The sequence below is a fragment of the Streptomyces sp. NPDC059003 genome (genome assembly GCF_042740445.1).
Classification (GTDB): Bacteria; Actinomycetota; Actinomycetes; order Streptomycetales; family Streptomycetaceae; genus Streptomyces.
Genome location: NZ_JBHYJH010000001.1, coordinates 162,101 through 181,510, shown reverse-complemented (window position 1 = coordinate 181,510; position 19,410 = coordinate 162,101). Strand labels below are relative to the sequence as shown.

General features: G+C 73.9%; 21 protein-coding genes. 13 read left to right on the top strand and 8 right to left on the bottom strand.

Going from position 1 to position 19,410, the window contains the following annotated elements; all coding sequences use genetic code 11:
• The first annotated feature begins 16 nt into the window (after positions 1-16).
• The gene (locus ACFWZ5_RS00775) at positions 17-988 is read left to right on the top strand and encodes a universal stress protein (protein WP_384785911.1); all 972 of its coding nucleotides are present in this window, start codon (positions 17-19) and stop codon (positions 986-988) included.
• 101 nt (positions 989-1,089) lie between these two features.
• Positions 1,090-1,566, top strand: a complete 477-nt coding sequence (locus tag ACFWZ5_RS00770; protein ID WP_384785908.1) for a VOC family protein — start codon at positions 1,090-1,092, stop codon at positions 1,564-1,566.
• Positions 1,567-1,635: 69 nt separating this feature from the next.
• On the opposite strand, the gene ACFWZ5_RS00765 is transcribed toward ACFWZ5_RS00770, so the two are convergent.
• Entirely contained in the window at positions 1,636-2,295 is a 660-nt protein-coding gene (locus ACFWZ5_RS00765; protein ID WP_384785905.1) for a TetR/AcrR family transcriptional regulator C-terminal domain-containing protein, read from the bottom strand.
• A gap of 75 nt (positions 2,296-2,370) precedes the next feature.
• On the opposite strand from ACFWZ5_RS00765, the gene ACFWZ5_RS00760 reads away from it, so the two are divergent.
• Entirely contained in the window at positions 2,371-3,819 is a 1,449-nt protein-coding gene (locus ACFWZ5_RS00760) for an FAD-dependent monooxygenase (RefSeq protein ID WP_384785902.1), read from the top strand.
• Between the two features lie 22 nt (positions 3,820-3,841).
• Here the strand turns inward: ACFWZ5_RS00760 and ACFWZ5_RS00755 are convergent, their stop codons facing one another.
• Both ACFWZ5_RS00755 and ACFWZ5_RS00750 read right to left on the bottom strand, forming a co-directional pair.
• Positions 3,842-4,783 carry a hypothetical protein gene (locus ACFWZ5_RS00755; RefSeq protein WP_384785899.1) on the bottom strand — a complete coding sequence of 314 codons (942 nt, stop codon included), beginning with the start codon at positions 4,781-4,783 and terminating at the stop codon, positions 3,842-3,844.
• Between the two features lie 147 nt (positions 4,784-4,930).
• Positions 4,931-5,752 carry a YoaK family protein gene (locus ACFWZ5_RS00750; RefSeq protein WP_384785896.1) on the bottom strand — a complete coding sequence of 274 codons (822 nt, stop codon included), beginning with the start codon at positions 5,750-5,752 and terminating at the stop codon, positions 4,931-4,933.
• 176 nt (positions 5,753-5,928) lie between these two features.
• Between ACFWZ5_RS00750 and ACFWZ5_RS00745 the strand changes: the two genes are divergently transcribed.
• Positions 5,929-7,107: an acyl-CoA dehydrogenase family protein gene (locus tag ACFWZ5_RS00745; RefSeq protein WP_384785893.1), complete on the top strand. Its 1,179-nt coding sequence runs from the start codon at positions 5,929-5,931 to the stop codon at positions 7,105-7,107.
• Positions 7,108-7,117: 10 nt separating this feature from the next.
• Here the strand turns inward: ACFWZ5_RS00745 and ACFWZ5_RS00740 are convergent, their stop codons facing one another.
• Positions 7,118-7,528, bottom strand: a complete 411-nt coding sequence (locus ACFWZ5_RS00740) for a VOC family protein (RefSeq protein ID WP_384785890.1) — start codon at positions 7,526-7,528, stop codon at positions 7,118-7,120.
• A gap of 201 nt (positions 7,529-7,729) precedes the next feature.
• Between ACFWZ5_RS00740 and ACFWZ5_RS00735 the strand changes: the two genes are divergently transcribed.
• The 6 genes from ACFWZ5_RS00735 (at position 7,730) to ACFWZ5_RS00710 (ending at position 14,759) form a co-directional block, all read left to right on the top strand.
• Positions 7,730-8,569 carry an ArsR/SmtB family transcription factor gene (locus ACFWZ5_RS00735; RefSeq protein ID WP_384786269.1) on the top strand — a complete coding sequence of 280 codons (840 nt, stop codon included), beginning with the start codon at positions 7,730-7,732 and terminating at the stop codon, positions 8,567-8,569.
• A gap of 92 nt (positions 8,570-8,661) precedes the next feature.
• Complete coding sequence (locus ACFWZ5_RS00730; protein ID WP_384785887.1) at positions 8,662-9,102, top strand: hypothetical protein; 441 nt, start codon at positions 8,662-8,664, stop codon at positions 9,100-9,102.
• Positions 9,103-9,124: 22 nt separating this feature from the next.
• The gene (locus ACFWZ5_RS00725; RefSeq protein ID WP_384785884.1) at positions 9,125-10,060 is read left to right on the top strand and encodes an oxygenase MpaB family protein; all 936 of its coding nucleotides are present in this window, start codon (positions 9,125-9,127) and stop codon (positions 10,058-10,060) included.
• Entirely contained in the window at positions 10,042-12,318 is a 2,277-nt protein-coding gene (locus ACFWZ5_RS00720) for a tetratricopeptide repeat protein (RefSeq protein ID WP_384785881.1), read from the top strand. Before ACFWZ5_RS00725 ends, ACFWZ5_RS00720 begins: the two co-directional genes overlap by 19 nt.
• Positions 12,319-12,436: 118 nt before the next feature.
• A complete protein-coding gene (locus ACFWZ5_RS00715; RefSeq protein ID WP_384785878.1) occupies positions 12,437-14,038 on the top strand; it encodes a phytoene desaturase family protein in 1,602 nt (533 codons plus the stop codon).
• Positions 14,039-14,132: 94 nt separating this feature from the next.
• Positions 14,133-14,759, top strand: coding sequence for a TetR/AcrR family transcriptional regulator (locus ACFWZ5_RS00710; RefSeq protein ID WP_384785875.1), 627 nt, complete (start codon positions 14,133-14,135; stop codon positions 14,757-14,759).
• A gap of 14 nt (positions 14,760-14,773) precedes the next feature.
• Here the strand turns inward: ACFWZ5_RS00710 and ACFWZ5_RS00705 are convergent, their stop codons facing one another.
• Positions 14,774-15,457, bottom strand: a complete 684-nt coding sequence (locus ACFWZ5_RS00705; RefSeq protein WP_384785873.1) for a DUF6766 family protein — start codon at positions 15,455-15,457, stop codon at positions 14,774-14,776.
• Between the two features lie 83 nt (positions 15,458-15,540).
• Positions 15,541-15,945, bottom strand: a complete 405-nt coding sequence (locus ACFWZ5_RS00700) for a hypothetical protein (RefSeq protein WP_384890056.1) — start codon at positions 15,943-15,945, stop codon at positions 15,541-15,543.
• A gap of 227 nt (positions 15,946-16,172) precedes the next feature.
• On the opposite strand from ACFWZ5_RS00700, the gene ACFWZ5_RS00695 reads away from it, so the two are divergent.
• From ACFWZ5_RS00695 to ACFWZ5_RS00685, 3 genes are all read left to right on the top strand, one after another.
• Positions 16,173-17,399 (top strand): cytochrome P450, encoded by a 1,227-nt coding sequence (locus ACFWZ5_RS00695; protein ID WP_384787016.1) that lies wholly within the window; start codon positions 16,173-16,175, stop codon positions 17,397-17,399.
• Positions 17,400-17,523: 124 nt separating this feature from the next.
• A complete protein-coding gene (locus tag ACFWZ5_RS00690; RefSeq protein WP_384787013.1) occupies positions 17,524-17,790 on the top strand; it encodes a hypothetical protein in 267 nt (88 codons plus the stop codon).
• Between the two features lie 68 nt (positions 17,791-17,858).
• Positions 17,859-18,431 carry a hypothetical protein gene (locus ACFWZ5_RS00685; RefSeq protein ID WP_384787010.1) on the top strand — a complete coding sequence of 191 codons (573 nt, stop codon included), beginning with the start codon at positions 17,859-17,861 and terminating at the stop codon, positions 18,429-18,431.
• A 42-nt stretch (positions 18,432-18,473) separates the two neighbouring features.
• On the opposite strand, the gene ACFWZ5_RS00680 is transcribed toward ACFWZ5_RS00685, so the two are convergent.
• Positions 18,474-19,028 carry a DUF3618 domain-containing protein gene (locus ACFWZ5_RS00680; protein ID WP_384787007.1) on the bottom strand — a complete coding sequence of 185 codons (555 nt, stop codon included), beginning with the start codon at positions 19,026-19,028 and terminating at the stop codon, positions 18,474-18,476.
• On the bottom strand, positions 19,004-19,408 hold the full coding sequence (locus tag ACFWZ5_RS00675) for a phage holin family protein (RefSeq protein ID WP_384787004.1): 405 nt from the start codon (positions 19,406-19,408) through the stop codon (positions 19,004-19,006). The genes ACFWZ5_RS00680 and ACFWZ5_RS00675 overlap by 25 nt, the downstream gene beginning before the upstream one ends.
• Between the last annotated feature and the right edge of the window lie 2 nt (positions 19,409-19,410).

The window sequence follows — 19,410 nt, the reverse complement described above, 5'->3', positions numbered from 1 at the left end:
GAGCGCTGGACACGCCATGACACGTGACCGCACACCGCCCCCCGCCCGCACCGGCCCGCGCGCCCGCCGCCGCTCCGCCCGGGGCGCGACGCCGCGCGTGGTCACCGTCGGCATCGACGGCTCCCGCGCGAGCATGGACGCCGCGGGCTGGGCGGCCCTCGAAGCGCTGCGCCACGGGGTGCCGCTGCGCCTGCTGCACGCCGGGGTCAGCCCCGCCGAGCCCGCCCGGGTCCGCCGCCTCACGGAAGCGGCGGACCAGGCGCGCGGCGCCCTCGACCGGGCGGCGATCCGCCTGTCGTACGCCCATCCGGCCCTCGAGATCCACGGCAAGGAGTCGGCCGGGCCCGCGGTGCCCGCGCTGCTCGCCGCCAACGCCGAGGCCGAGTCCCTGATCCTGGGCTCCCGCGGCCTGACCGGCTTCGCCGGGTTCCTCGTCGGGTCGGTGGCCACGGCGGTCACCGCCCGCGCCGAGCGGCCCGTGGTGCTCGTGCGCGCGGGGGAGCGGCCCGAGGACGCGCACGCGCCGGACCCCGACGGCGCGCCCTCGCACACCACGCCCTACCGGCCGGTCGTCCTCGGCCTCGATCCGGCCGGTCCGGGGGACGCGCTGATCGCGTACGCCTTCGACGCGGCGGCCGTCCGCCGGGCGCCGCTGCACGTGGTGCACGCCTGGGCGGTGCCGCCGCTCTCCGCCCAGGTGCCGCGCCTCGTGATCCCGGACGAGCTGACCGACGTGGCCGACGCGGAGACGCGCGCCCGGCGGCGGCTCAGTGCCGCCCTGGAGCCCTGGCGGCACAAGTACCCGCAGGTCGACGTCGTGGAGCAGGCGGTCTTCGGTCGTCCGGGCCACCACCTCCTGAAGGCCACCGCCGGGGCCTCGCTCCTGGTCGTCGGCCGCCGCTCCGCGACGGGCCCGCACCTGGGCCGGACGGCGCACTCGGCCGTCCACCACGTGCCGTGCCCGATCGCGGTGGTGCCGCACGACTGAGGCGGGCCGCTCCGGTGGCGATGAGTTCGCGCCGGGGCGACGGTCGTACAGGTGACGGAGGACACGCCGGCGTGCCACCGCCCGGACGACAGGAGAGCACCATGCCCAGGATCACCCCCAACCTCTGGTTCGACACGCAGTCCCTGGAAGCCGCCGAGTTCTACGTGTCGGTGTTTCCGAACTCCAAGGTCACCAACGTGTCGTACTACGGAGAAGGCGCGCCCCGCCCGGCCGGTACGGTCCTGACCGTCGACTTCGAGCTGGACGGCCAGCCCTACACGGCGATCAACGGAGGGCCCGAGTTCACCTTCGACGAGGCGATCTCGCTGTCGATCGCCTGCGCGGACCAGGACGAGGTCGACCACTACTGGTCGAAGCTCACGGCGGACGGGGGCGCCGAGGGCCAGTGCGGCTGGCTCAAGGACAAGTACGGCCTGTCCTGGCAGGTCGTCCCCGACGGGCTCGGCGCGCTCATCGCCGACCCGGACCCGGCCCGCGCCCAGCGGGCGATGCAGGCCATGCTGACGATGCAGAAGCTCGACATCGCGGCGCTGCGGGCCGCCGCCGACGACGCCTGAGGCGCGCCGGGCAGGCCCAGCGGACGGACGCGGGTCCGGGGGTCAGGGACGCCCGGACCCCGGCGGGCGTCAGGGACGCCCAGGCCCCAGCAGCAGGCCGAGGCCGTGGTCGAACCGGCCGTCGAACGACGCGTCGCCGAGGTGCGCCGCAAGACGGCCGAGCGACGGATAGTCACCCTCCGCGAGCGCCCGCACGAAGCGCTGGTCGCCCGCGTCCGGCACGGACTGCTCCTCCTGCGTCAGGCCCAGCACGAAGTACTGGAGGTTCCACGCCGTCCACGCGGCCTCGCGGGGGGCGAGCCCGCCGTCGAGCAGCGCCGTGGTGAGCGTCTCGGCGAAGCGCAGCGTGGCCGGTTCGGCCGCGTAGGTGCCGGTCACGATCCGGGCGCCGTCCCGGTGGCCGAGCAGCACCCGACGGTAGCGGCGCATGAGCTCGCGCACCCGCGCGTCCCACTCCGCGGGCAGCCCGTCGAGGGACACTTCCCCGACGATCGCGTCGGCCATGAGCTCGAGCAGCCGGGTCTTGGTCTTGGCGTGCCACAGCACGGTGTTCATCCGCACCCCGAGCCGCTCCGCCGTGCCGCGCACGGAGACGCCGTCGGCACCCTTGTCGGCGAGCAGGCCGAGGGCGGCACGGGCGACGGCGTGGGGGGTGAGGCCCGCGCGGTAGCCGCTCTCGGTCCGTGAGGGGGTCGCGGCCCGCACGGCGGGCGCTTGCTTTTTGGTCACTGACCTAGTCTACTGACGCCATCCCTATTTGGTCAGTGACCAAGTATGCCTGGCGGACGTAACGGAGGAGTGCCCGTGCACACAGACCACCCGAGCAAGCACGTCGTCATCGCGGGAGCAGGCCCGGTCGGCCTGTGGCTGGCCGCCGAACTGCGCCTGGGCGGCGTGCCGGTGACCGTCCTGGAGCCGCGAGCCGCACCGTCACCGCACTCCAAGGCGCTCACCGTGCACCCGCGCACCCTGGAGGTCCTCGCCCTCCGCGGCGCCGTGGAACCGTTCCTCGCCGAGGGCCTGCGCATCCCCGACGGGCACTTCGCGGGACTCGACGACCGCCTCGACTTCCGCGTCCTCGACACCCCGTACCCGTTCACGCTCGCGCTGCCGCAGGCCCGCACCGAAGCCCTGCTCGAACAGCACGCGCGCGCCGCGGGCGCCGACATCCGGCGCGGCCACCGCCTCACCGGCCTGGCCGAGCACGCGTCCGGCGTCCGCGTCGACGCCACGGGCCCCGAGGGCGCGTGCGCCCTTGAAGCCGCGTACGTCGTGGGCTGCGACGGCACCCGCAGCACCGTGCGCGCCGCCGCCGGCATCGACTTCCCCGGCACCGACGCCACGCTCTGGGCCTGGCTCGGCGACGTCGTCCTCGACGCGCCGCCCGCCGCGCCCCTGCTGAGCCTGTCCACCGCCCACGGCGGCCTGATGTGCGTCGCGCTGCCCGGCGGCGTGCACCGCCTCGTCGGCCACGCGCCCGACGGCCACGGGGCCGACCGGCCCGGCGAGCTCACCCTCGACGAGCTGCGCGCCCACGTCGTCCGCATCGCCGGGGACGACTTCGGCATGCGCGACCCGCGCTGGCTCTCGCGGTTCGGCAACGCGGCACGGCAGGCGGCGACGTACCGCAAGGGCCGCGTCCTGCTCGCGGGCGACGCGGCCCACATGCACTTCCCCGCCGGGGGCGTCGGCCTCAACGTCGGCGTGCAGGACGCCGCCAACCTCGGCTGGAAGCTGGCCGCGGTCCTGCGCGGCGCGGCCCCGGAGGCGCTGCTCGACACCTACCACCGCGAACGGCACCCGGTCGGCGCCGAGTTGCTCACCACCACCCGCGCCCAGACGGCCCTGATGGCCGCCTACTCCAGCGACGGCCTCGCCCTGCGCGAGGTGCTCAGCGGGGCCATCGCCACCGTGCCCGCGTTCTCCCGGCGGCTCGCCGAGGGGCTCTCGGGCCTCGGGGTCGCGTACGACACGGCCCACACGGCCGCGTACGAGACCCGCGTCGCGGACGACGACGCGCACCCGCTGACGGGCCGCCGCGCGCCGAACCTTCAACTCGCCCCGGATCTGACCCTGTTCGACCTGCTGCGCGTGGGCCGTCCCGTGCTGCTCGACTTCGCCGGACAGGCCGACGGCCCCTCGGCGGACGTGGTCGTCCACCAGGGGCCGCCGGTCGGGGACCGTCCCGACTGGGTGGGCGTGGGCTCGGCGCTGATCCGCCCCGACGGGCACGTGGGCTGGGCCCGGGCCTGACCGGCGCCGCCCGTGCCGTCGGTCAGCCGAACGCGATCGAGCTGACCTTGTTGTCGAAGCCGACCCTGCCCAGGTCCGCGACGTCACCGGCGACCACCTTGGACTCGCCCTTGCAGTTGGGGCGCGACCACAGCTTCAGGGAGCCGTCGGCCGACAGGGACGAGGCGACCTTGGGGCGCGCCACGTTCTGGCAGCCGGGGCCCGCCACGCCCTGCGCGGGGTCCTGGAAGTTGGCGTTGTCGAACAGGATCGCGCTGGTGGCCGGGGAGGCCTGGCCCTGGTCGCCGCCCTGGCCCGTGTCGCCCCCGGCGCCCTGCCCGGCCTTCTGGCCGTTCGGCGTGACGCCGAACCAGGTGCCGCCCACGCCCTGGCCGTTGGTGTCGCCGGGCTTGAGGTCCTTGCTGAAGCGGTAGACCGGCCAGCCGCCGATCGTCACCTGGCGGGTGCCGTCGTCGCGCCGGATGACGCCGACGTCGGACGCCTTCACGCCGTCCACGAATATCTTGCTGCCCGGGTCGACGAGGACCGGGGGCCAGGTCGTGGCGCAGGCGCCGGAGCAGTTCGACTTCGACGGCCGGGCCGTGTCCTTGTCGAAGCGGTAGAGGGTGAAGCCGGAGCCGTTCACGACCACGGGGTTCAGGGCGCCCGCCCGGCTCGCCGACAGCTGGACCCACTTGCGCTGCACGGGCTTCGTGGCGGGCTTGCCGGGCGCGTTGGCCCAGTCGCCGGTCTGTTGGGGCGCGTTGTTCTGCCGCGCCGTGCCCGAGCGCAGGGAGAGGTCCATCGAGTTGTCGGAGCCGCCGGCGGCCTGGCCGTCGCGGTCGGCGTTGGCGGCCGGGGCGTTGCCCGCGGGCTTGCTCGCGTCGTCGTCGCTGCCGCCGCCCCCACAGGCGGTCAGGACGAGGGCTCCGGCGGTGGCGAGGGAGGCGAGGAGCAGGGCGGGCTTGGTGTTCCTGCTGAGCATGGCGGTCTCCTTGGGTTCGGCCGACCGGGGTGCCGGGCCGGTCGTGGACGCTGGGTTGTCGTGTGCCTTCGAGGCGTGAGTACGGGCGTCGCGACCGGCCCCGTTCAGCGCTTCGGGGACCGTGACCAAACCGAGACAATGTCTAAATCAGTGCTCTGTCTGAAAGTTGGTCTTGCGGGGTGGGGGCTCCGGCTTCTCCCGGTAGGCGACCGCGGCCGCCGCCACGATCGCGGTGCTCACCAGGAGCGGCCAGGCGATCCCGTGGTGCACGACAAGCCAGGCGCCCGGCAGCGCGCCCGCGACCATCGCGGCGACGGCGGTGAGGCGGCGCACCGCGCGCGGATCGGCGCCGCCCGCGAGCCGGGACTGGGAGGCGAGGCCCGTCAGGGTCTGGGTGAGCACGGTCGTGGTGATGTCCGGGACGCCGAGGGTCCGGACCGTGCCGTTGCGCAGCCCCATGGCGAGGGCGAGCAGCGCGATCAGGAGGTACGTCAGGTCGCCGCCCGGGAACGCGAACGCGACGGCGGTCGCGACGCCTTGGAGCAGCGCCTCGCCGTACAGCGCGGTCCGCACCCACGGCACCCGGCGCCGCCCGCGGAACACCCGCGCGAGCCGCCCCGCCACCACCGCGCCCGCGAGGAACGCGCCGAGCGACACCAGCGACCCGACGACCGAGAACCCCGGCGCCCCGCCCGCGGCGAACCCGATGACCAGGACATTGCCGGTCATGTTCGCCGCGAACACCCGGCCGAGGCCGAGATAGCTGATGGCGTCGATGAATCCGCTGACCACGGTGAGCGTGACGAGGGTCAGGGACAGCGGGTGCGCGTCGCCGATCCGCGCGGCGGGCAGGTCGGCGAGCGCGTCGGCGGGCGCCGCGGCCGCACCGCCCTCCGGCCCTGGCCCTGGCTTGTCCTCCGGACCGCCCTCCGGCCCTCGCTCCCCGTCCTCGGGCTGATGAGTCGTCATGCCTCAGCCTCTCAATGGAGATCCGCCGAGGACGCGACCGGCGCGTCGACGATCACCGCGCGCCGCCGGGCGGCCGCGCCGCCTCCCTTCCCCCTTACTGAAACACGTTCTACTGTGTGCGCCGTCAGAACGGGACGCCGCGACCGGGGGCGGCGCAGGGACCGTCAGGAGGGGCCGTGCACCTCGCATACACGCCTGAGCAGCAGCGGCTGCGCGCCGAGCTGCGTACGTACTTCACCGGGCTCGTGCCCGACCACACCTCCGCCCGGTACGCCGAACCCGCCGCCCAGAAGCGGTTCTACCGCGAGACGATCCGCCGCCTCGGCGCCGACGGCTGGCTCGGCGTGGGCTGGCCCGAGGAGTACGGCGGGCGCGGGCTCACGCCCATGGAGCAGTTCATCTTCTTCGACGAGGCCGCCCAGGCGGGCGTCCCGCTGCCGCTCATGGGGCTCAACACCGTCGGCCCGACGCTCATGCAGTTCGGCACCGACGAGCAGAAGGCGTACTTCCTGCCCCGGATCCTCTCCGGCGAGATCGACTTCGCGATCGGCTACAGCGAGCCCGACGCGGGCACGGACCTCGCGGCCCTCAGGACCAGGGCCGTCAGGGAGGGCGACACCTACGTCGTCAACGGCCAGAAGATCTGGACGACCAACGGCGACACCGCCGACTGGGTGTGGCTCGCCGTGCGCACCGACCCGGACGCGCCACCGCACAAGGGCATCACCATGCTGCTCGTGCCGACGTCCGACCCCGGCTACTCCTGCACCCTCATCAACACGCTCGCCTCGCACGACACCACGGCCAGCTACTACGAGAACATCCGCGTGCCCGTCGGCCGCCGCGTCGGCGAGGAGAACAAGGGCTGGCGGCTCATCACCAACCAGCTCAACCACGAGCGCGTCACCCTCGCCGCCCACGGCACCATGGCGATCCGCGCCCTGCACGACGTACAGCGCTGGGCGGCCGGGACCAAGCTCGCCGACGGCCGCCGCGTCATCGACCTGCCGTGGGTGCGCCGCCGCCTGGCGCGGACCCACGTCAGGCTGGACGCGATGAAGCTCCTCAACTGGCAGATGGTGCACGCCCTCCAGACCGGCACCCTCACCCCGCAGGACGCCTCCGCAGTCAAGGTCTACGGATCGGAGGCACGGCGCGACGCGTACGCATGGCTGATGGAGGTCGTCGGCTCCGCCGGCGCCCTGAAGGAGGACTCGGCGGGCGCGGTCCTGCACGGAGAGCTGGAACGCGGCTACCGCTCGGCGGTCATCTTCACCTTCGGCGGCGGCAACAACGAGATCCAACGCGAAATCATCGCGTGGATCGGCCTGGGGATGCCGCGGGTGCGGCGCTGACGCGGAACCGTCAGTCGTCGTCCCGCTTCTGCCAGGCCGCGCGCTGGCGCAGGGAGATCCGGTTGCCGTCCGGGTCCATGGCCTCGATGCGGACGCCGAACTGGTAGTCCTCCGGCTCCGCCTCGGCGAAGGTCACGCCGCGGTCGCGCAGCACCTCGAAGGCGGCGTGCAGGTCGTCCGATTCGAGGAAGAGGAGACCGGGTGTGCCGCCCGGCTGCACCTCGGCGGGCTGTCCGGCGGCCGCGGCGTGCGGCCACAGGATGATCTCGAGCGGGCTGCCGGGGACGGCCACGGTGAGGAAGCGCCCGTCGGGTCCCGGGTAGTCGACGCGTATCTCCAGGCCGAGCTGGTCCCTGTAGAACGTCAGCGCGCGCTCCTGGTCGCTGACGTAGATCGTTGTGTACATGACGTTGGTGAACATCGTGTCGCCCTTTTCCGTGGTCGGTGTTCCTTGGTCACTTCACTGACGAGTGGTGGCGGGGGAATGTGACCGCAGGGCGGAAGAAGATCTGCCGACGGGCGCCTTCCGCGGGTCCTCCGGTTGACATGCAGCCAAATGGCTGCCTATCGTTTTAGGCAGCTGAACGGCTGCATATTCGAGGGGTCGGGGATGGGCACGGAGATGGACGAGGTCTTCAAGGCGCTGGCGGACGGCAGCCGGCGGCGGCTGCTGGACAGCCTGAACGTCCGGAACGGGCAGACGCTGCGGGAGCTGTGCTCCGGCCTCGACATGGCGCGGCAGTCCGTCAGCAAGCACCTCGCCCTGCTGGAGGCGGCCAACCTGGTCACCACCGTCCGGCGCGGCCGGGAGAAGCTGCACTACCTCAACGCCGAGCCGATCAACGCCATCGCCGACCGCTGGATCAGCCACTACGACCGCGCGCGGGTGCACGCACTCGCCGACCTGAAGCACGCACTGGAGAGCAGTCCCATGACCAGCAAAGACAGCACGGACAGCGCAGACCGCGTCGACGGCAACGCGTTCGTCTACACCACCTACATCAAGACCACCCCGCAGAAGCTCTGGCAGGCCCTGACCGAACCTGCCTTCACCCGCCGGTACTGGAACCTGGAGTTCGTCACCGACTGGCAGCCCGGATCGGTCATGGCCTGGGAGGGGCACGGCCTGACCGGCGCCGACCCCGAGCAGGTCGTCCTGGAGTCCGACCCCTACCGTCGGCTCTCCTACACCTGGCACACCTTCACGCCCGCGTTCGCCAAGGCGGTCGAGCTCGACGAAGCGACGCTCGCCAAGATCGCCGCCGAGCCGCGCACGAAGGTGTCGTTCGACATCGAACCGCTCGGCGAGACCGTCAAGCTCACCGTCGTCCACGACGGCTTCGAGCCCGGCAGCACGCTCCGCGCGATGATCGACGAGGGGTGGACCCTGCTCATCTCCGGCCTCAAGACCCTCCTGGAGACCGGCGACACCCTCCCGGACCCGGAAGAGAAGAAGGGCTGAAGGGGAGAAGGGCTGAAGGGGGATTCGGTCGCCACGGCAGCGGAGGCGTCGCGCGCGGTGAACGCGCGGGGCGCCTTCCGCGTCGTACGGCCATGAACATCACACGACACACCACCCTGCTCGCCCCGGCCCTCCTCGTCGCCGCCGTCCTTGCCGTGGGATGCGACTCCTCCTCGAAGGACGACGAGCGCGACAAGGGGCCGGACGACGCGGGAGCCACCCTGCCCGCGCGCGGCGTCGACGCGGACGACTGGCAGGAGGGGCCCGCGAAGCCGGAAGAGGGCACGTGGTACCCGTACGACATGCCCGCGCACTGCGGCATCCAGTACGCGCGCTTCGGCGGGCGCTGGTGGGAACTGGAGAGCGTCAGCACCACGTCCGGGGGCCAGGTGCGGGGAAAGCCCGTGCGGGGCACGAACGTCCAGCCGGGCTACATGGCGCTCATCGGACCCGGCGCCGCCTCCTTCGAAGCCGCGGGCCTGCCCTCGATGGACTTCGCCCCCACCAAGGACGAGCCGCCCAAGTGTGCGTAGCCTGCTCCAAGGAGGTGAGGGCATGCGCGCTGCGGACCCCGGGCTCTTCGGCCCCTCGTCGGTGACCTGGCAGCTGCACGGCGACCCCATGATGTGGGTGGCCGGGGTGCGTGCCCTGTACCTCCAGGCGCTGCATCCGCGCGCGGTCCGCGGCGTCATGCAGAACTCGGACTTCCGCAGGGACGCCTGGGGCCGCCTGATGCGCACCGCGCGCTTCGTGGGGACGACCACGTACGGCACCACCGACGCGGCCGAGAAGGCGGGCGCCCGCGTCCGCAAGATCCACACGATGCTGACGGCCACCGACCCGGACACGGGGGAGCGGTACGGCGTCGACGAGCCCGAACTGCTGCTCTGGGTGCACTGCGCCGAGATCGACTCCTACCTCCACGTCGTCCGCCGCTCCGGCTTCCGCCTGAGCGAGCAGGCCGCCGACCGCTACGTCGCCGAACACCGCGAGAGCGCACGCCTGGTGGGCCTCGACCCCGACCGCGTACCGGCGTCCACGGCGGAACTCGCCGCGTACTTCGAGAAAGTGGCGCCCGAACTCGCCGCCGGCGCCGAGGCGCGCGCCGTCGACGACTTCCTGCAACGGCCGCCCACCCAACCGCTGCTGGTTCCGGCGCGCGACCTGCTGTGGCGGCGCGTGGCCAACCTCGCCTACGCCTCGCTGCCCGGCTACGCCCACGAGCTGTACGGCAGGCCCGCCCCGCCGCCCGCCACGGTCACCCGCCGCCTGCTCCTCACCGGCACCCTGCTGCGCCGGATACCGGCCAGGGTGCGCTGGCAGCTCCCGCCGAAACACATCCTGCGCGCCATGGCGAGGCTCGGCCCGGGGAGCCGTCCGGCCCCGTACAAAGTCGACAGACAGGACGCCATACTGGACGGGCCGGGGAGGGCGGAGCGAGGCGACGGGGGCGATGGCGCGACATGCCAGAGGTGGGGGACACCAGGCTGATCCAGGGCCGGTACCGGCTGCTCGACCTCATCGGTCGGGGCGGCATGGGCGAGGTGTGGCGGGCGCGGGACGAGTCGCTCGGCCGCAGAGTCGCCGTCAAGTGCCTCAAGCCGCTCGGCCCGCAGCACGACCCGGCGTTCACCCGCGTCCTGCGGGAGCGCTTCAGGCGCGAGGCGCGGGTCGCGGCGGCGCTGCAGCACCGCGGGGTCACCGTCGTGCACGACTTCGGCGAGTCCGACGGCGTCCTGTTCCTGGTCATGGAGCTCCTGGAGGGCCGCAACCTCAGCCAGCTCCTGGAGGACACCCGGCAGCACCCGCTGCCCGTCCCCGACGTCGTGGACATCGCCGACCAGGTCGCGTCCGCCCTCGCGTACACCCATGAACAGGGCATCGTGCACCGGGACCTGAAGCCCGCCAACATCATGCGGCTCGCCGACGGCACGGTGAAGATCTGCGACTTCGGCATCGCCCGCCTCGGCCACGACATCGGCTTCACCTCCCGCCTCACCGGCACCGGCATCGCCATGGGCACCCCGCACTACATGTCGCCCGAGCAGATCAGCGGCGCCGAGGTCGACCAGCGCAGCGACCTGTACTCGTTCGGCTGCGTCCTGTACGAACTGGCCACCGGGGCCCCGCCGTTCGACCTGGAGGACGCCTGGGCGATCCTCGTCGGACACCGCGACACCCAGCCCGAGCCGCCGCGCCGCCGCCGCGGCGAGATCCCGGAGTACTTCGAGCGGATCGTCCTCGACCTGCTCGCCAAGCGCCCCGACGAACGCCCGCGCGACGCCCGCGAGCTGGGCCGCCGCATCACCGCGGGCCGCACCGCGCTCGGGGCGTCCGGGGCGGCCGGGCCGCATCCCACGTACGTCCCCACCGTCGTCAGCCCGTCGCTGCGCCGCACGGGCCACCCCCCGACTGAGCGCCGCGAGCCGCTCCTGCCGTCCTGGACCCGGGGCATGACGACCGGACACAAGGCGACCGGCGCCGCCGCCCTGCACACCGCGCCGCCCGACGCGGCCGCCGGTCTCACCGGCGAGTGGATCCCGCGCGCCACCGGCCGCCACACCGTCGTGCCGCCGCGCCCGCCCGAGCGCCCCACGCCGCCGCCGGACGTCCTCGCCACCCTCGTCAGCCGCCACAACGCGGGCCTGAGCCTCGCCCGGCTCGGCCGCTGGGCGGAGGCGGGCGAGGTGCACCGGGCCGTCGCCGCCGAGCGCGAACACGTCCTCGGGCCCGACCACCCCGACACCCTCGCCAGCCGGTACGAGGTCGGCTTCACGCTCAGCCGCACCGGACGGCCCGCCGACGCCCTGCGCGAGTACGGCCGCGTCGCCGAGGGCCGCGAGCGCGCCCTCGGCGCCGAGCACGGGGACACGCTCGCCGTGCGCCAGGAGATGGCGTACGTACTCGGCCAGCTCGGGCGGCACTTCGAGGCCCACCAGGTGTACACCTCGGTCCTCGCGCTGCGGGAGCGCACCGCGGGCCCCGACCACCCCGACACGCTGCGCTGCCGCCACAACCTGGCGTTCAACCTCAGCCGCCTCGGCCGCCTGGAGGACTCCTACCGCCTGGCCCGCGAAGTGGCCGCGGCCCGGGCCCGCGTCCTCGGCCCCGCCCACCCCGACACCCTGGTCACACGGTACGAAGTCGCGTACGCGCTCGGCCAGTTGGGGCGCTGGCCCGAAGCGCTGCAGACGTACCGCGACGTGGCCGAGGCGCGCACCCGGGCGCTGGGCGCCGACCACCCCGACACCCTCGCCGCGCGCTACGAGGTCGGCATCAGCCTCGGCCGCCTCGGCCGCAGCGCCGAGGCCCTCGAGCTCTACCGCGGCCTCATCGACGACCGCACCCGCGTCAACGGCCCCGCCGACCCCGAGACCCTCCGCGCCCGCCACGGCCTCGGCGTCAACCTGGGCCGGCAGGGCCGCTGGGAGGAGGCGCTCGCCGAGGCCCGCGACGTGTGCGCCATCCGCGAGCGGGTCCTCGGCCCCCACCACCCGGACACGCTGGTCAGCCGCCGCGAGGTCGCCGTCGGCCTCGGCTGGCTCGGCCGCTGGGCGGACGCCCTCACCGAGTACCGCCGCGTGGCCGCGGCCCGCGACCAGGTCCTCGGCACCGACCACCCCGACACCCTCGCCAGCCGCAACGACGAGGCCCACTGCCTGGAGCAACTGGGGCGTGGCACGGAAGCGGTGGAGCTGTACCGGAGGGTGGCGGCGCTGCGGCAGCAGCGGGCCACGGGACAGCGCTGACGCCTCCGGCACCCCGTCGAGAGCAGCCCCGTCGAGAGCGCCCCCGACGAGAGCGCCCCCGTCGAAAGCGCCGCGCGAAGAGCGCGCGCTCGAAAACCGATCCGTGCTACGAAGAACCATGCGACCCAGCTACGACGCCGTCGTGATCGGCGGCGGCCACAACGCCCTGGTGGCCGCGGCCTACCTGGCCAGGGCGGGCCACTCCGTCCTCCTCCTGGAACGCCTCGGCGAACCGGGCGGAGCCACCGTGTCCACCCGCCCGTTCCCCGGCAGGGACGCCCATGTCTCCCGCTACTCGTACCTGGTCAGCCTGCTGCCGAGGAAGATCGTCCGGGACCTGGACCTGGACTTCCGGGTGCGCGCCCGCACGGTCTCCTCGTACACCCCCACCGTCCGCGCGGGCCGTCCCACGGGCCTGCTGGTGGGCGGCGGCGAGGCCCGCACCCGGGAGTCCTTCGCCCGGCTCACCGGCGACGACCGGGAGTACGAGGCCTGGCGCGACTTCTCCGCCCTGACCGCCCACGCCGCGACCCGGGTGTTCCCGACGCTCACGGACCCGCTGCCCACCAAGGCGGAGCTGCGCCGCGCCGTCGACGACGACACCGTGTGGCGCACCCTCTTCGAGGAGCCGATCGGCAAGGCGATCGAGGCGCGCTTCGCCGACGACCTGGTCCGCGGGGTGGTCCTCACGGACGCCCTGATCGGCACGTTCACGGACGCCCACGACCCGACGCTGCGCCAGAACCGCTGCTTCCTCTACCACGTCATCGGCGGCGGCACCGGCGACTGGAACGTCCCCGTCGGCGGCATGGGCGCCCTCACCCGCGCCCTCGTCGACACCGCCCGCGCGGCCGGCGCGGAGCTGATGACCGGTCACGAGGCCGTCCGCGTCGACACCGACGGACGCCGCGCCGAGGTGACGTACCGGACCCCCGACCACGAAGGGACCGTCGCGGCCCGGCACGTCCTGGTGGGGACCTCGCCGCACGAACTGGCCGCCCTCACCGGAGGGCTCCCGCCGGCCCCCGCCGAGGGAGCGCAGCTGAAGGTCAACATGCTCCTTGAGCGGCTTCCGCGCCTCCGCGACCCGGACGTGGACCCCCGTGAGGCCTTCGCCGGCACCTTCCACATCGCCGAGAGCTACGAGGAGTTGGCGCGCGCCCACGCCGACGCGGCCTCGGGCAGGCTCCCCGCGGCGCCCCCGTCGGAGATCTACTGCCACTCGCTCACGGACCCCACGATCCTCGGCCAGGACCTGGTCGACAGCGGCCACCAGACCCTCACCCTCTTCGGCCTGCACACCCCCGCCCGCCTGTTCACCGAGGACACCAACGACGCGGTGCGTACGCAGCTGCTCGCCGCGACCCTCGCCCAGCTGGACGCGCACCTCGCGGAGCCGATCGCCGACTGCCTGGCCACCGACGCCGACGGCAGGCCGTGCGTCGAGGCGAAGACCCCGCTCGACCTGCAACGCGACCTGCGCCTGCCCGGCGGCAACATCTTCCACGGCGACCTGGCCTTCCCGTACGCGGACGAGGGCGCCGACGAGGGCGCCGACGAGGGCGCCGACGCGCCCGGGGGCCGCTGGGGCGTGGCGACCGCGCACGCCAACGTCCTCCTGTGCGGTGCGGGCGCCGTCCGCGGCGGGGGAGTCAGCGGCATCCCCGGGCACAACGCCGCGATGGCCGTCCTGGAGGCCGAGTCGGCGCGGGAGCGCTGATCACGCCGCATCCGCGCTGGTGTACGGTCGGACACCGGCCGCAACGCGCGGAACGTACCGCACGCGTGCGTGAGAAAGACGAGAGGTGCTCACCATGGCTTCCCGACGAGACGGCCGCCGCGCGGACACCCTCACCTTCACCGAACAGGCCCGCCGCACCCAGCTCATCGAGTGCACGATCGACCTGATCTCCACCCGGGGCTACCCGGCGACGTCCCTGGCCGCCATCGCCGACCAGGCGGGCCTGTCCAAGGCGGCCGTCCTCTACCACTTCACGTCCAAGGACAACCTCACGCAGGCGACGCTGACCCACGTCCTCGACCAGTTCGGCGCCTACGTCACCGAGCGCGTCGCGGCCGAGGAGGACCCGCGCGACGCCGTGATCGCCTACGTCCGGGCCATGGTCGGCTACCAGCAGGCCAACCGCCGTCACGTCCGCGTCATCACCGAGATGCTCCTGGACGACGGCGGCGGCACCCGCCTGAAGACCCCCGGAAGCCATGATACGGCGGGCCGCTGGCAGGCCCTGGCCGACCTGCTCGCCGCGGGCCGGAGCACGGGCCGCTTCCGTGCGTTCGACCCGACCGTCGTGTCCCTGGCCGTCGGCGGCGCCATCGACGGCGTGATCAGCCACTGGCTGGCCCACCCCGACCTCGACCTGGACGCGGCGGCCGACGAACTGGTGACGTTCACACTGAACGCGATCGACCGGACGCCCTAGGCCCGGTCCGGACGTCAGCCCTCGACGCCGGTCGACGTGTGCGCCGAGCCCACCGGCTTCGACTCCGGCGAGCCGCGCTGGCGCAGATAGACCGAGAAGATCGCCATCGATCCCACGGCGAGCAGCTCGGACTGCCAGTTCTGCAGGGTGCGGTCCCAGAAGTCGGCGGCCGTCAGGTACGCGGACCAGCTGATCGGCGCCTGGAGCTCGCGCAGGTGCTCCTCGTTGTACGCGGCCACGCCCGTGACGGACTGCGCGAGCCAGGAGAGCAGGAACAGCGTGCACATCACCATGCCCAGGGACCGGGAGTACCAGGCCTGACGGACGCCGCCGACGCCCGCCCAGCGCGGCGAGTCGGCCCGCGCGTACCGGCCTGCCTTCTGCTCCTCGTCCGTCTCGGGGCCCGCCTTGTCCAGGGACTTGGACTCGGGCGACCCGCGCTGGAGCAGCCAGACCGTGCCGAAGATGTAGAGGAAGAACTGCAGGTACTCGGACTGCCAGTTCTCCGTGACGTCCACGGCGAAGTCGGAGGTCAGCAGGTAGCCGCCGAAGCTCAGCGGGTGCAGCTCCTCGGTGACGAGGCGGTTGTTGAACTCGGCGTGCCCGGCGATCGCCTGCCCCGCCAGGGTGAGCAGGAATCCGGCGCCGAACGCGAGGGTCAGCCCGTTGCTGCGCAGGAACCGCACGAACCGCTTCACCGCTGCGCCAGCCCGAGCGCCATGCAGTAGGCGAGCCCGCCGACCACCGTCACCAGATACAGCGTGAACAACGTCCGCACCCGTCAACCACCCTTGATCAGACACTGATACGGCTTCTCCGCGCGCGGAGTGCAGCCCGCGGCCGTGACCTTCCAGCCGTCGGGGAACGACGACAGGAAGAGCGTGTCGCGGTCGGTGACGACCCGGGCCCGGAGCCCGTACACGTCGACGGACCGCACCCCGCTGCCCGCGGGCAGGCCCGCGTCCGGCAGGGCCCGCACGCACGGCAGCTCGGCGGACCGCTCCAGCTCGTCCCGGGTCCCGGGCGCGAGGGCCGCGCAGCCGCGCGCGGCGCCCTCGGTGCCCAGGCTCTCCTGGAAGCGGGCCGCCACGGTGGCGGCGGCCCGCTCGCGCTCCTGGACGCCGCCGCAGGCGGTCAGCGCCCCCAGGAGCACCGCCGCGAGCAGCCCCGCGTTCCTGCCTCGCACCAGATCCGCTCCCCTTCGCGGGCCCGCCGATACCTGAGGTGCCGCACCACGGACGCGGTCCGCGCGGGTGCGAGCACCCCGACGATGCCGTACGCCGTCACGGGGAGCGGAAGCCGCGCGACCGACACGCGGGCGTGCGCCCGAACGGGGCGCGGCTGTTCGGCCGCCCCTGATTCGTCCGGGCGTCCCCGGGGCACCCGTCCACCGTCATCGCCCGGGAGGATCCGATGTTCGACCACACTCTGCCGTTGCTGTTCCAGGGGTACGCGTGGCTTCCCGACCTGAGCCGCCGCCGCGGGCCGGGGCCCGTCCGCACCCGGCTCCTCGGGAAGCCAGCCGTCGCGCTGCGCGGTCCGGCCGCGGTCGCGTTCTTCTACGACGAGAACCACGTACAACGCCGCGCCGCCCTGCCCGAACCCGTGCTGAGCACCCTCTTCGGAGAGGGGGCCGTGCACACGCTCGACGGGGAGAGCCACCGGACGCGCAAGGCCCTGTTCGTGTCGCTCCTCAAGGACGCGTCCGGCATCGCCGCGCTGACGCAGCACGTCGCGCAGGAGTGGGAGCGGTCCCGCAAGGAGTGGGCAGGCCGCTCCCAGGTGACGCTGTTCGACGCGGTGAGCGTCCTCATCACGCGCGCCGTGTGCGCCTGGGCGGGCGTCCCCCTCGTGGAGCAGCCGGACGACGAGGCGCGGCGGACGGCCCACGACCTGGTGGCGATGGTCGACGGTTTCGCCGCCGCGGGGCCGCGGCACCGGCGGGCCCGGCGCGCCCGGCGACGCCAGGAGGAACGCCTGGCCCGGCTGGTCGAGGAGGTCCGGTCACCCGGTGCCGCGCCGTCGCTGTCCTGCGTGGTGCACGCCGTCGCGACGCACCTCGACGCCGACGGCGCCGTGCTCGATCCGCACACGGCCGCCGTCGAGATCCTCAACGTCATTCGCCCGACGGTCGCCGTCACCTGGTACACCGTGTTCGGCGCCCACGCGCTGCACCGCCATCCGGCGCTGCGGGCCCGCCTCGCCGAGGAGGGCGAGGACTACGCCCGGGCGTTCGCCCACGAGGTGCGGCGCTTCTACCCGTTCGCGCCGTTCGTCGCCGGGCTCGCCCCCAAGGACGTGCACTGGCAGGGCGAGCCGATCCCGGAGGGCACGCTGGTCCTCCTCGACCTCTACGGGCAGAACCACGATCCCGACCTGTGGCAGGACCCGTACCGGTTCGACCCCGACCGGTTCGCGGGCCGTGAGCCCGGCCGCGACGAACTCGTCCCGCAGGGCGGCGGGGAGGCGTCGCAGGGGCACCGGTGCCCGGGTGAGGACATCACCCTCGCGGTGCTCAGCACCCTGCTTCCCCGCCTCGCGCGGCTTGCCTACGACGTGCCGGAGCAGGACCTGCGCATCACACTGCGCCGCGTCCCGACCATGCCGCGCAGCGGCTTCGTCATGACAGGAGTGAGCTGACGGCAGCCGATGCCAGGAATCAGCTGACGGCAGCCGGGCGGGGCGCGGTGCGAGCCGTCCTTGAGCGGCCCGCGTTCCGGCGTGCCGACCTGCGCGGCGCGCGGGGCGGGCGCACGCTGGTGGCATGGCAGCAGCACAGATAGTCGTGCACCGGCCGTCCCCGGAGGGCGGTCGGCGGGTGGAGGTGCGCGGCCAGCCGGTCGGCGTCGCGTACAACCTGGCGGACGTCGCCGAGTTCCTGCGCCGCGCGGGACTCGACGTCGACCCCGTCGAAGTGGCGGTGCTGCCGCTGATCGACTGGCGCGGGGGCGGGCCGGACGTCTGGGAGCCGGGAGGCGAGGCGGGAGGCGGGGACCCGGGCGGGAGCGGTGGGGTCCCGGGCGGGACCTGACGGCTGTTCGAATCCGCGCGGGGTGCCGTGCGAGGATCCTCCGACGTGTGCCACGCCGAGGAGACGACTTGATCACGGACTACCAGCAGCGCCTGCGCGAGCGGTACCTCGCGGCCCCCGTCATGGCCGCCCCGGAGCCGTGGCGGCCGGTCCTGGACAACAGGACCCCGATCGGTGGGCTCCTCGGGATCGGCTTCGCCGTCCATCCGGACAGCGGCCGGGACCTCGTCCTCGTGGTGTCGAGCGGCGGGCACGGGCTCTTCGACGCGGTCACCGGAGAGAAGATCGCCCGCGACCGTGACCCCGACCCCGAGACCAGCACGCCCGACGCGCACCCGGACCTCACCTGCCCCGGCATCGGCCCGGTCCACGGCACCCCGGTCCGCATTGCGGGGCTTTTCGGCGGCGGCCTGCACAGCACCACGTCCGACGGCTGGACCGTCGACGCCGTGAGCCCCGAGTGGCCGCACCACCGCGTCGTCCTGGCGGAGGACGGAGGCCGCCACCACGGCCCGGCGGGCGGCACGTGGTGGCATGTCTTCCACGCCGACTACTCGGAGCTGCGGGCCACCGGGTTCTCCCCGTCGGGCCGCACCTTGGCGGTGGCCACGAGCAGCGACCTGACGCTCTGGACGCGCTGAGGGCACCGCTCGACCGGGCCTACGGAGCTCACTTGCCGTGGCCTACAGGGGCGTATCCGGCTTCCTCGGGCGCGCGGCCTGCCGCTTCGTGGACCGTGCCGCATCCTGGGCCGTGTCCTTCACCGACGACGCGGCCTGGCGCGCGGGTTCACGGAGCTCGTGCCGGGCTTCGCGTGCCGCCTCCTGCGCGGTCTCCTTCACCGGCTCCATCAGCTCCGCGGAGTGATCGCGCACGCGCTGCCCGACGCGGGCCTCGGCGCCGGTCGCCGGGAACAGCGCTCCGGCGAGCAGCCCCGCCCCGAACGCGATCATCCCGGCGGCCAGCGGGCTGCCCTGGGTCTGCGCACGCATCTGCTCGGGCAGCTGCCCCGCCTGTTCCCGTACGTCCCCGGCCGCGCCGCCGACCTGTGTGCCGGTCGTCCGGGCCGTGCCCATGACCCGGTGCCCGGCGGTGGTGAGGCGGTGGCGCGCGGCCGCGGCCCGGCGGCGCACCATCCGCGGCGGGCTGATCCGTTCGGCGAGCCGGTCCACGCTGTGGGACAGCTGCGCCCGGGTCTCCTCGGTCTCCTGCCTCAACTGGTCGGGTGTCGCGCCCATTTCGCGTCCTCCTTCAGCGAATCCAGCGAGCGTTCGGGGGTGAGCTCCACCGCGCGCAGCCGCCTGCGTCCGGTCACGTACAGGACCGCGCCGACGACGGCCCACACCGCGGCGACGACCAGGGCGGCCCAGGCGCGGTCCATGACGTGGTCGAGGCCGAACACGGCCGCGAGGCTCGCGAGGGCGAGGGCGAGGCCGGCGGCGTACCCGGAGCCCCCGTACAGGCCCGCCGCCCGCCCCGCGGACCCGCCCTGCTCCTTCAACTCCGCCTTGGCCAGCTCGACCTCGGCGCGCACGAGGCGGGACAGGTCGTTCGTGATGTCGCCGACGAGCTCGCCGATCGAGGCGTCGTGAGTGCGGTCGGCGTACGGATCCGCCATGG